This window comes from Desulfobacula phenolica (assembly GCF_900105645.1).
GTDB lineage: Bacteria > Desulfobacterota > Desulfobacteria > Desulfobacterales > Desulfobacteraceae > Desulfobacula > Desulfobacula toluolica.
In genome coordinates this window covers 78,139-89,975 of sequence record NZ_FNLL01000002.1, presented here as the reverse complement: position 1 = coordinate 89,975, position 11,837 = coordinate 78,139, and the positions used below count along the sequence as shown (strand labels likewise).

Sequence of the window (11,837 nt, the reverse complement as noted above, 5' to 3'; positions counted from 1 at the left end):
AACTTCTAATGTTTAATTCTATTATTAAAAAGAGTAAGAGTTTTATCAGATGTTCTGTTTGGTGTTCTATCTGGTGTTTTATAGGGATGGTTTTTGTTTCAAATACCCATGGGGCAAGGATTAAAGACCTTGCCGCCATTAAAGGGATTCGATCCAATCAACTCACGGGTTACGGGCTGGTTGTCGGTTTGAACGGTACTGGTGATAAGGACGGGGTGAGTTTTACCAAACAGGCCCTTGCCAACATGATGGAAAAAATGAATATTTTTGTTGATAAGAACGGGTTGAAGGTAAAAAATGTTGCAGCGGTTATGGTAACGGCAAACATTCCGCCTTTTGCAAGGATCGGAGATAAAATTGATGTGGCTGCATCATCCCTGGGAGATGCCAAAAGTCTTAAAGGCGGGACATTGCTGGTCACTCCCTTAAAAGGGGTGGATGGCCGTGTGTATGCGCTGGCCCAGGGACCGGTGGCGCTTGCCATGCCCAGTGGTGCCGGTGACCGGGACAGTCATCTCCAGGTGGCCCGGATTGTCAATGGGGCGTCTGTTGAGAGGGAAATTCCCTTTCAACTGGATGGAAAAAGAAACCTGATTCTATCATTGTTCCGGCCGGATTTCACAACGGCAAAACGAATGACCGACACCATCAATGCCTCCATTGGTGAAGGTGTTGCCAAAACCATTGATGCCAGTGCATTGAGCCTGAGAGTCCCTGACACCATGTGGCAAAAAAACGTGGCGGAATTTATTGCAGATATTGAAACCCTTTCGGTAATTCCGGACACCATTGCCAAAGTTATCATCAATGAAAAAACGGGCACGGTTGTGATAGGCAGTGACGTCACCATTTCAAGTGTTGCCATTGCTCATGGAGACCTTTCCGTAACTATTAATGAAGACCCTGAAAATGAAAAAAAAGAAAGTGTCATGAATCTGCCAGGCACCTCAACCATTGGTGAACTTGTCCGGGGGCTCAATTCCCTTGGCGTTAAACCTCGGGATTTGATCAGCATACTGCAGAGTATTAAAGCTGCCGGAGCCCTTCAGGCTGAGATTGTGATTATATAAACAAAGGAAATAATTATGAATATGGATATTGATTTGATCAATCAGAACGTTTCAAAGGCACATGTTGATACCATAAAAAACAAAACAGCATCTTTGGCCAAGGAAAAAGAATTAAAAGAGGCCTGTACCGGATTTGAAGCCATATTTTTAAATACAATGATTAAATCCATGCGTGACACTTTGCCGGGCAATGCCCTTTTCGAAGATTCCAACAGTATGGATATCTATACGTCAATGCAGGACCAATATCTTGCTGAAAAATTGTCGAAAGGCAGCGAATCCATTGGAATTAAAGATTTTTTATACCAGCAGTTAAAAGATTCTAAATAACTGCCACGGGCAGACTTGGTCTTTCACCTTGTTTTGCAAACAACAAAAATTGAAAGTCACTGTTTTGATTTTTTAAGGCTGACAGATAAAAAAGCCCACCCGCTATTTTTTTGTAATCCTCCGGATTTTAAATATGTTCCAATCCCTCCTCCCATGCATGCCCTGACGGTCACGACAACGCATTGTTTTATTTAAAATTTATCAACTTTGAAAATTGAGTCAATAATTGAGTTTGTGGCATATATATTGCTATTAATACATTAACAGCGAAAATAATCGGGAAAAGAGGAAAAAAATGCCGCTTTCCAAAGAATGTTTTTTTAAATTCAAAAAAATAAAGGCAGATACCGATAAAAGTTAAAAGGAGAGTCAACATGGAAAAATTTGCCTGTAAAATAGAAGTGATGTGTCGAGAAAAACTGTCATTCTATAAAGAGCTGAAAACTGTTGTTGAACAGGAAAAAAATTATATTGTTGATATGGACGTTGATTCTCTTTGGAAAATGGCGGATAGAAAAAAACAGCTTGCCGCAAAAATAGAGCAGATAAGGGATAGCATTGTTATGCTTCTTGAAGAGAAGAAGATTCCTTTGAAAAAAGGAGCAACGGTTTTCAGTTTGTCTCATGTGATAAATTGTCTGCCGTTTTCTTCAAAGCTAAAAATAAATCTGAAAAAACTTGAAAATGAATCGGATATTGTCAAAAAAGAACTGGCAAGTCTGGCAGCGGAAAATAAACGATATGTCAATGAATATCTGTCAGTGATCAATGGTATTTTTACAACCATTACAGGTTCCGGCAATAAGGACCAATACAACAACTCCGGCAGGGTTTTAAGCAATAAAACCGGAAAATATCTCATAAGAGCCGAGGTTTAAACTATGGCTGGTATAACCTCTACTTTAGGCATTGCCAAATCTGCAATAGCAGCACAGCAATACGGCCTGGCCGTAACAGGAAATAATATTGCCAATGTAAACAATTCCGGTTACAGTCTTCAGACCGCTGATCAGATCAACCGAACCCCAACGCCTTACGGCGGGTTTCTGTTCGGCACCGGTGTTGATACATCTCAGATCAAGCAGAGTGTAAACAGCCTTCTTGAGAGCCGGTTGACAGATGAGAGATCCACTCAGGCCGCGTTTGAAGAAGCCGAATCTTATATGAATATTCTGGGAGGATTCTTTGACGAAAATTCCGATGCAAGTATTACCAGCAGTATGAGTGAGTTCTGGAATTCCTGGCATGATCTTTCCGATAACCCCCTGGGTTCGTCTGAAAGGGTTGCCGTGTATGAAAAAGGCAGTAATTTTGCAGCCCGTCTCAATAAAGCAAGCAACGATCTTGCCGGTGTTGAGGCCGATATAAGCAAAGAGATTTCCGCAACCCTTGATCAGATCAATTTTTTTTCCACCCAGATAGCAGACCTTAATGTCCAGATTACCGGCCTTGAGGTCAACCGGTCGGCCAACGACTTGAGGGATCAGCGAAATGCCCTCTTGAACAAGCTTGGAGAACTCATTGATATTGATACTTTTGAGCAGACAAACGGATCAACCATTGTAAACGCTGCAAACGGTTCAACCCTTGTGAATGGATCTGATCATTATAATCTTTCCCGGGATGAAGACAAGATTGTGTGGCAGGGGTCTTATGGGTCAAATATGGATATAACGGACAGGATATCCGGTGGAAAAATTGCCGGGTGGCTTGAAATGACGGATGAAATTATTCCTAAATTTTCCAATGAACTGGATGTTCTGGCCAGGGAAATGATATGGGCCATGAATTATCAGCATTCCCAGGGGGCTGGCCTGGAGTACTTTACAGGATCAGTCACAGGAGATTATGCGGCTGATCAAAGTGGTCTTTTATCAAGTTACAGCTTTGGTGACAAGATTGATTATACAAAGGATTTTACTCTGTGGACCCAGGACAATTCCACCGTGGATACCCAGTATGCAAAGACCGAGATCGATATGGGCATATCCGGGGCAAAAATTTCAAACTGGCAGGGGACCGGCCAGGTCCAGTCCAGTTATAAACTTACGGTAATGGACAGTGCAACTCTTGGAGATAAGGAAGTTGTCCAGACAGACGGACCCGCTCTTGCAGCGGTACATACATCTGGCGATGATGTGGCAGATGCCTTGAATTCAGCCCTGGCAGCAGAACAGACCATTACGGTGAATAACGGTCCTTCCGGTACACAAGTGATTGAAATCAAAGACATAGGCGGGGATGCTCAAAGATCTGCTGCATCCATCGCAGAGGCGCTTTCGGCCATTGACGGTGTGGATGCCTATGCGTCGGAAGTTTCAGCTGAATTTGATGTCTCGGGTGTTGCTTTTGCCGAGGGAGGTAAAGCCCATGACGGTGATCAAGTGCAGTTTTCCCTTTATGTGGACGGCATTGTTTATGACCAGCGCTTTACCGTGGATTCAAACGGGGGAACCATACCCTTGACCGAGCAGTTTGAAAATGCCTTGAGGGATGCGGCCAACAGCATCAATGATATTCGGGATGACCAAGACCTTTTTACCAGCGGACTGACCATTACCAGCAGTTCCGGCTGCACCCTGGGTGTCCAGGATTTTGAAGTCCAGGATAATGCCGGTGTCCAGCTGAATAGTTTTAATGGATTTGATGCCGGGAATGCGGCAACTTTTATTGTTGAATCCAGTGGGTTCGACACCTCAAACCCAACCTCCACAACCGTTTCAATTGATCTGAGTTCGGTGGATACAAGTGATCAGGCTGCCATGGCAACGGCTTTTTATGATGCCTTGGCTTCAGCGCTTGAAGATGAGCCGTTTACTGTGGTCCATGACCCGTCATCTAATTCGGTCATATTGAGAACCACGGACGGATCAAATCTTATGGTCAGTGACGGGAATAATATTGCAGGCGCAAATCTTGATATCACCGGACTTCCAGGGACAATTCCGGAAGCAACCAACAATTTTTTATTGGATGGTTCAGGGGACAGTGAGGCTTTTGTTGCGGATACAGTTGATACAGATACCATAGATTTTAAAGGTCAGGGAACATCTGAACCCATTCGGGAAGTCAGCTTCGGCGGTGTGAAGGCCGGTGTCATTACCGGTACAATTACCATTGTCATGGATCCCGGCATGACCCTCCAATCAAGTGTTTCAGGTGCAGGTGGTTTGTTTGACGGCGACTGGGCAACCTCGGGCAGTTCCATTATTACCCTGGGGGGAGATGGAGGGTTTGAAAATTTTACGGCAGGTGAAACCGTTTCCTTTCAGGTGGACGGCGGTCCGCAGATTGATTTTGCAGTTGGAGGAACTACGGACCTTGAACTTGCCAAAGATCTTGAAGCATTGCTTGACGGCAGCGTAGGGGGAGCGCTTTCCGTGACTGACTATAAGGTTATCCGGAATGGAGAATCCGTATCCATAATCAAGAACAAAGAGTTGTCAGAGCCCATTGAGATTACCAATTTTCAAGAAACCGTGAGTACTGATACTGAAAATGCAAAACTTGCAGTCAGAACCGGCACCGGCACCGGAACCAGTGATCCGCAAAATGATTTTCTGGATTCAAAAAACACGTCCAGAAATTTTGCAACCGCTTCCCTGTTTGCGGACGAGGGCATCATCAAGTGGGAAAAATATGATGCAGAAGGGATCTTCACCGGGGAAGACGGACTGATAACTGTTGAAGAAGAGGGAACAGTTTCCATTGTTGAATCCGGATCTCCTACCCTTTCCTTTGATATCTCCGCAGGAAATCTTGTGGCGGGAAATACCATGACCGTGAATACGGATGCCGTAGGCAATCCCGATCCCCTGGATTTAAGGGTATCCGGGTCTGCCAATAATAAAGATGAGATTTATAAATTTACGGTAACAACCGGTGGAAAAATGGGGGAACTTGTTGCTGATGAAGCCGATACCATTACCATTGAATGGAAGACCGGCACATCTTCCGGTGTGTTTGAACTTGAAGGCACCGATCCTGTCCGTACGCCGGGTGTTCCTATTGAAGTGAAAGTGGACGGAATGACCTTGAAGTTTTATGACGGCACCCTGTTTGAAAATGATGCCTTTACCATCACAACCGATGCCTCCGGAGTTCCTGTTTCAACCAATACGGATGGAAATGCTACAGGAGAACTGCTTTCCGACTGGCACTGGACCCTTGATTCCTTTGCCGGTCAGTTTAACCGCCAAGCCGGGGGAATGAAGGCCTCAACAACATATGATAATCAGCTTAAATTCGAAGTTTCGGATGACTACCATGCTCTGGCCGATGTGGTGTACTCCGGCAGCAACGGGTTCAGTGAAGACAATACAAGAATAACCGTAACCGACTGGAGCGCGCTTGATTTCAGTGCGGATGACCTCAAAGTGGTCCGTTCTTCAACAGGCAAATGGGGACTTATGAATGATCCCACCGGCGGAACGGCTGTGTTTGTCCCGGATGGCGGGGATGATGACGGCTTTGGCATTGATTTTTCCGGGGACGGTCTGGCTGATATTGAAATCAGTTTTACTCGGAAAATTTCCGGCCAGGGGTTTGTTCAATTCGATTTGGATAAACGGGAGAAAGAGAATATCGGCTTTGCTTTTTCAGATGATTCGGTTGCTGAATCTTCAGGTTTTCTTGCCGCCGCAGGCATTAATACGTTTTTTGACGGATATGATGCTGAAACAATGGAGATGAATAAAAGGCTTGTTGATACCAGCTATATCGCAGCTGCAAAGATTGACAGTAAAACCGGTGAAATTTCCGAGGGGAATAATGCCAATGCCCTGGCTCTGGCCGATGTCCAGTATCAGGATATTACAATAAAACAATGGAACTATGACCGGGGGTCTGATGCAGTATCCAGTCTTATCACTACTACCCTGGACGGGTATTACAGCACAATGACTGGTTCCATGGGAATCATTTCCAGAAGAATTCAAAGTTCAAGGGAATTTGCCGAAATTATGGTGAACAATTTGACAGAGCAGAGGGATGCCGTATCAGCCGTTTCTCTTGATGAAGAAATGATCAAGCTCATGCAATACCAGCATGGATTTTCAGCAGCATCAAAACTTTTGACAGTCGCCGATGAGATGCTGACCACCCTGATCAATGTAATATAAAAGGAGAGGATAATGCGGGTTCCCAATCTTTCCATGTACGGTAACGCCACATACCGCCTTGGCGGTCTTACTGGTAATTTGCAGGATGCCAATGAAGTGATGGCAACTCAGAAACGTATTAACAGTATCTCGGATGACCCTGTCGGTCTAAGCCAGGTGCTGGATCTTAAGTCTTCTATTGGAAATCTTGAGCAGATTGGGAAGAATGTGAATATGGGTATTTCATGGCTTTCGAGTGCGGAAAATTCCCTTGACAGTGTGAACGATCTTATTCTGGATGCAAAAACCCAGGTGAGCCGGTTGATAAACGCATCCATGAGTGATGACGAAAGAAGAAATGCCATTGGAAGTATTAACAGCATGGTGGATCAGATCATTACCCTTGGAAATACTCAAATTAACGGGAACTATATTTTTGGCGGCACAGAAACAGACACCCCGCCGTTGGAGTTGGACAAAGATGCGTCAAGGGTTCTTTATAAAGGTAATAATACTCCTTTTGGAATAAAAACAGATAAAAATGTAACCGTTCCGGTGGGCAGGGACGGAAAATCAACTTTTTGGGAAGATAAGGTTGAGATCAATTCAACCAATAATACCCTTATATTTAAGGAAGATAACGGCCATGGGTCAGCATCTCAAATCATTCTTAAAGCCACTCTTGATGATGGATCATACACAACTGCCCAACTTGAAACCGCCGTAAAAAATGCTTTGAATGATTTGTCGTCCAGCGACGGGTATGGGGTGACATATGATGTTGCTTATGACGGGGAACAAAAGACGTTTTCCATCCGTGAAGACGGCTCCTATGACGGGTTTGTCCGGACGGAATTTATGTGGGAATCAGGCGCAGATGCCTATCTTAGTAAAATATCCGGCAGCAGCTCAATTGATCCTGATGATATCAATGTCACGGTTGAAAATCCCGACGCTCTTGCCATCAGCACACCTGAACCCCATGGTACGCAACCGATAAGGCTTACCTGGCAGGGAGACAATACCTGGGAACTTGAGAACAACCCAGGTTATACCATCATACCGTTAACCCTGTCAGGAAAAGATGATTCTATCGGCATCGACCTGAATGAGTCAGGTTTTGCGGACATAATCATCACTCTTGATACCCCGGTTACAGCAAAGGGCCAGTATATTGAATTTGAGATCGTATCTGCCCAGGGGGATCACAGCATTGGCCATGAAATAGGATTTAATACGGATAATTCCATATATGCACCCCCCACCTCTGATACCAATGCCGTGTTTGTTACTGATCTGACCATCCCGGACGGGGCTGTTATTAAATTTGAAGAATTTGATTCAGCCGGTCAAAGCGGTGTTCTTACAGCAGATATTAATACAACCGGATTGGGTGTTAACTATACGGATATGGACAGCCTTGCCGCAGTAATTGAATCAGCAATGGAAAAGGAAAGTAAAGACAATGGAAAAGGCATCAATTATGCGGTTTCTTATGATGCTCTGGAGAGTAAATTTAATATCCGGGAGGACGGCACATCTTTAAATGAACTTCAGCTTTTATGGAGCAATACCCCTGAAGCTTCTGAAACTGGAGACATTCTGGGGTATTATCCTTTTGATGATATCATCACATACCCCACAAGCGATCACACAGCTCAATTAAATATTACAATAGACAGCACCAACAATAAAATTGCATTTGAAGAGACGGACGGTGGCGGTGGCAAAAGCGGCACCTTATGGGCCACGGTGGCAGACGGGACTTATACCAGCATGGCGGATTTTGAAGCTGCGGTGGAAAAAGCATTGGAAGACGCATCAGTCGTGCCCTTGTCAGACTATACTGTTTCATATAATGCAGCAGACAAGTTTTCAATTCAGGGAGGCGGGGCCTTAGCCGGTCTTGATCTCTTATGGAGCAAGGCCGACAGTGCGCAAAATTCCATTGGCAAAACTCTGGGGTTTAATCCGTCAAATGATACTGGATTGGGTATTGGGCCCTATGAAGGTGAAAACGATATGGTGTTAATGACCTTTGATGCGACCAATAACGTGATTGATTTTGAAGAAATATCCATTGACGGCAAGGTTTCAGATCAAATCAGCATCAGTATTCCAGAAGGGGAATATACCGGCCTTGATGATGTGGCAGCAAAAATACAGACGGCTCTCAGGGATGAATCCCCCAATAATGTCAAGTATGTGGTGACCTATGATTCTGCTGGTGAGTTCATGATCAAAGGAAGCGATGCGGATATAAAAGGGTTTTCTCTTTTATGGCAGACCGGGGATAACCGGGATGCGAGTGCGGCGGATATGCTGGGATTTTATGGGGATGATAAAATTGGTTTTTCCGAAAGTGACGAACAAATCGTTAACATCACCATTGATTCGACAAATAACAATAACAAGATCAATTTCAGGGAGATCCTTAAGGGAAATGACGGTAAGGCGGTTGATGAACTGACGGCAATGATTAAGGAGAAAGTTTATACAAGCCATTCCGAGCTTGCCCTTGAAGTGGAAAAAGCCCTGGAGGAAGAATCTTACAAAAACGGTAACCATATTGATTATTCAGTTTCCTGGGATTCTTACACGAAAAATTTTACCATCAAGGAGAACGGAACCGAACTTGAAAGCTTTGACCTGCTGTGGCAGACCGGAGAAAATGCCCCGGTTTCAGCAGGGGGATCAGGCGGAAGCATCGGGGAAATTCTCGGGTTTGATATAGAAGATGATATTGCCGCCCCGGTGGAGAGTGAGCGGGAAGTGGAGTGGGGGATTTTTAACACGCTTGTTGACCTTAACCAATATTTGGCAGATAATGACCCTTATGGCATTGAACGGACTTTAGGTCGGCTGGAAGCGCATTTTGAAAGCATGACGTCAAAGATTGTGGATGTGGGCAATAAATATAACCGTCTTGAAATCAGGAATAAAATAACAACAGAGAACAACCTGAGTCTGAAAGAGAGAAAATCCACCATTGAAGATGCGGATATCGTGGAAGCTGTCATGAATCTGCAGGCAATTGAAGCCGCTTACCAGGCATCCTTGAGTTCAACGGCAAAAATCATGAATTTGAGTCTTGTGGATTATTTATAAATGCCACGGTCAGACCGGGCATTTAATTTAAGGTTTGCCTACATGAAAGCCAATGTTTGGATTTTTCAAGACTTTTATATAAAAAAAGGATGGATATCATATGCTTATCCTGAGTCGGCGGTCAGGCGAAAAAATTAAGATAGGAGACAATATTGTCGTTAATATTCTCGGGGTTGAAGGCGGTGGTGTAAAGATCGGCATTGATGCACCCAGAGAGGTGACCATCCTTCGTATGGAGGTGTGGGAGCAAATAGAAAATGAAAACATTGATGCTGCTACAAAAGAGATAGCTGACATTACCGAAGCTGCTGATCTTTTAAAAAAAAAATGCCAGAAAAGTAAATAAAAAAATAAACAGATTGAAAATAAATAAAGGAGAAACAGAGTGAAAATAAATACCAGAAGATTTGGTGAGATAAAAATTGATGCAGGTAAAATTATTTCCATGCCGGAAGGCCTTCCTGGCTTTCCCGGCTTTGAACGGTTTGTTCTCTTTGAAGATCCCCATTCAGCCCCTTTTTGCTGGTTTCAGTCTTTAGAAGAGCCGAATCTTGCTCTTGTTATGATGAATCCATTTGTATTTAAACCGGATTATGAAATTGATCTCAAGGAGTTTGTTGCTTCAAGGGGATGGAAAGATACCAATGCTGAGGATCTTCTGGTTTATGTGGTTATCAATATATTCAAGGGGGAGAAAAATAAGAGAATCACTGCCAACTTAATAGGCCCGATCATTATAAATTCAAAAAACAATCAGGCCATTCAGGTTGTCATATCCGATTCAACCTATTCCCATCAACACAATATTCTGGAATCTTTCTGAATAAATCTTTTTAAAAAATAGAGACTGTTAAACTTTTTGATTAAATATAAGACCGGTGAATTCTTCAATTTTTCCTTTGATTGCAAGCAGTTCTTCTGAAGGGATTTGCTTGATGAGTTCATCCGTGTCCCGGTTTTTGATTTCCACAATCACTTGGTGCCTGTGATCTTCTCTTATGGAAAATCCTAAGCTTGTCTTTAGATCATCCATGAATTCATTCAGTTCTTCTGCCAGTTGCTTTGTCTCTTCAATAGAAAAATTGGTTTCCTGTTTTTTTGTTTCCGTGCTGTTGGTTTCTTCTGTTGCATCAATTTTATTTGCTTTGAATGCCGGCATTACCGGCTCTCCCGGTGGTGAGATTCCCATCGGTTTTACCTCCACCGGTTTTACCTCCACCGGTGCTGGAGATGTGCTGATATTATTGATATTCATCCTGATTCTCCTTATCAATTGGAAATACTGATAACTTTGGGCTTGTAATTAACAGCTGCCGAAGACCGGTATGAGCCGATCACGTTTTTGCCTTTTGATACATGTTTCATGCTGTTTTTAAGGTTGTTCCTTATGGCATGTATCTTTGTTTCAAGGGCCTTGTTCTGCTCAAGTAGGCCTGTAATAAGGTCGTTAAAAAACAGAAATCGTGATTTTGTTTCGACTTCGTTTTTGATGTCTACCTGTTCAACCAATATATTGATATCTCTCATCAGCTGTGCAACCTCAGTATCCCTTTCTGCAGACTGTTGTTCAAGGTCAGGAAGGTCTTGGCTGTCAAAAGATGCAAGATGGATTGCCTGAAGATCATTCAGCCGGTCTAAGGTCGCCTCAACCGCTTTAAATTTTTTTTCCATAGTTATTAAATATCCTGTTTTATCTGTCAAACACAAATTGCATGAAAGCTCTTTTTGGGGCATTCTTTATTGAAAGCCGAAGGAAAAGCTTGTTTGAGGACCGTGTTATTTGCAATCTCAGGAGGAGACACCTGTTTTTTTGGCATGACTTCAGTTTCCCATATGTCTTTGAGTCTTGATATATAGCCTTGGGCACGGTCAAGGGTTTTTAAATCATTATTTAAGGTTATGTTTGGCAGTTCCGTCAGAATAGCCGTGTAAATGCCTCTTAGAAATTGTGTTGAGTCATCCGTCATTGTTGAATCCACAGAAGCGTTAAGTTCTGAAATGATGGCAATGGCCTTTGAAAGGTTCTCACCTTTTTTTTGAATATTTTTTTCTTCAATTCCTTCCCGGGTTAATTGAAGACGGGTCAGGGCGCCATTGAAAAGTAAAAGTATCAGTTGTTCAGGATTCATACCGTCATAATGATTGTTTAAATAAGTATTTATCTGCTGGTAAGCTGCCATTTAAATCTCCTGAATTAGGTTGTCTGTTGTTTATTAGAATCGGCCATTTG

The 11,837-nt window shown here is 43.3% G+C and carries 10 protein-coding genes; 7 read left to right on the top strand and 3 right to left on the bottom strand.

From position 1 onward, the window contains the following. The first annotated feature begins 8 nt into the window (after nt 1–8). The 7 genes from BLT94_RS02905 (at nt 9) to fliW (ending at nt 10,430) form a co-directional block, all read left to right on the top strand. On the top strand, nt 9–1,070 hold the full coding sequence (locus BLT94_RS02905) for a flagellar basal body P-ring protein FlgI (RefSeq protein ID WP_092230238.1): 1,062 nt from the start codon (nt 9–11) through the stop codon (nt 1,068–1,070). 15 nt (nt 1,071–1,085) lie between these two features. Next, on the top strand, nt 1,086–1,400 hold the full coding sequence (locus BLT94_RS02900; RefSeq protein ID WP_092230236.1) for a rod-binding protein: 315 nt from the start codon (nt 1,086–1,088) through the stop codon (nt 1,398–1,400). Nucleotides 1,401–1,774: 374 nt separating this feature from the next. Then, on the top strand, nt 1,775–2,278 hold the full coding sequence (flgN, locus tag BLT94_RS02890) for a flagellar export chaperone FlgN (protein ID WP_092230232.1): 504 nt from the start codon (nt 1,775–1,777) through the stop codon (nt 2,276–2,278). 3 nt (nt 2,279–2,281) lie between these two features. After that, entirely contained in the window at nt 2,282–6,520 is a 4,239-nt protein-coding gene (gene flgK / locus BLT94_RS02885; RefSeq protein ID WP_092230230.1) for a flagellar hook-associated protein FlgK, read from the top strand. A gap of 12 nt (nt 6,521–6,532) precedes the next feature. Beyond that, complete coding sequence (gene flgL, locus BLT94_RS02880) at nt 6,533–9,607, top strand: flagellar hook-associated protein FlgL (RefSeq protein WP_092230227.1); 3,075 nt, start codon at nt 6,533–6,535, stop codon at nt 9,605–9,607. Between the two features lie 100 nt (nt 9,608–9,707). Then, entirely contained in the window at nt 9,708–9,953 is a 246-nt protein-coding gene (csrA, locus tag BLT94_RS02875; protein ID WP_092230225.1) for a carbon storage regulator CsrA, read from the top strand. A 39-nt stretch (nt 9,954–9,992) separates the two neighbouring features. Continuing rightward, nucleotides 9,993–10,430, top strand: coding sequence for a flagellar assembly protein FliW (gene fliW, locus BLT94_RS02870; protein WP_092230223.1), 438 nt, complete (start codon nt 9,993–9,995; stop codon nt 10,428–10,430). Nucleotides 10,431–10,457: 27 nt separating this feature from the next. On the opposite strand, the gene BLT94_RS02865 is transcribed toward fliW, so the two are convergent. Genes BLT94_RS02865 through fliS form a run of 3 tightly spaced genes read right to left on the bottom strand, consistent with a single transcriptional unit; the run spans nt 10,458 to nt 11,787 of the window. Beyond that, nucleotides 10,458–10,862 (bottom strand): flagellar protein FlaG, encoded by a 405-nt coding sequence (locus BLT94_RS02865; RefSeq protein ID WP_092230222.1) that lies wholly within the window; start codon nt 10,860–10,862, stop codon nt 10,458–10,460. Between the two features lie 14 nt (nt 10,863–10,876). Continuing rightward, nucleotides 10,877–11,278 carry a hypothetical protein gene (locus BLT94_RS02860; RefSeq protein ID WP_092230220.1) on the bottom strand — a complete coding sequence of 134 codons (402 nt, stop codon included), beginning with the start codon at nt 11,276–11,278 and terminating at the stop codon, nt 10,877–10,879. 26 nt (nt 11,279–11,304) lie between these two features. Beyond that, nucleotides 11,305–11,787 carry a flagellar export chaperone FliS gene (gene fliS / locus BLT94_RS02855; RefSeq protein ID WP_092230218.1) on the bottom strand — a complete coding sequence of 161 codons (483 nt, stop codon included), beginning with the start codon at nt 11,785–11,787 and terminating at the stop codon, nt 11,305–11,307. Nucleotides 11,788–11,837 lie beyond the last annotated feature (50 nt).

Excerpts from the sequence above, each read along its gene's own strand:
- BLT94_RS02905 (WP_092230238.1), top strand. The coding sequence starts at position 9 with ATGTTTAATTCTATTATTAAAAAGAGTAAGAGTTTTATCAGATGTTCT.
- BLT94_RS02900 (WP_092230236.1), top strand. The coding sequence starts at position 1,086 with ATGAATATGGATATTGATTTGATCAATCAGAACGTTTCAAAGGCACAT.
- flgN (WP_092230232.1), top strand. The coding sequence starts at position 1,775 with ATGGAAAAATTTGCCTGTAAAATAGAAGTGATGTGTCGAGAAAAACTG.
- flgK (WP_092230230.1), top strand. The coding sequence starts at position 2,282 with ATGGCTGGTATAACCTCTACTTTAGGCATTGCCAAATCTGCAATAGCA.
- flgL (WP_092230227.1), top strand. The coding sequence starts at position 6,533 with ATGCGGGTTCCCAATCTTTCCATGTACGGTAACGCCACATACCGCCTT.
- csrA (WP_092230225.1), top strand. The coding sequence starts at position 9,708 with ATGCTTATCCTGAGTCGGCGGTCAGGCGAAAAAATTAAGATAGGAGAC.
- BLT94_RS02865 (WP_092230222.1), bottom strand. The coding sequence starts at position 10,862 with ATGAATATCAATAATATCAGCACATCTCCAGCACCGGTGGAGGTAAAA.
- BLT94_RS02860 (WP_092230220.1), bottom strand. The coding sequence starts at position 11,278 with ATGGAAAAAAAATTTAAAGCGGTTGAGGCGACCTTAGACCGGCTGAAT.
- fliS (WP_092230218.1), bottom strand. The coding sequence starts at position 11,787 with ATGGCAGCTTACCAGCAGATAAATACTTATTTAAACAATCATTATGAC.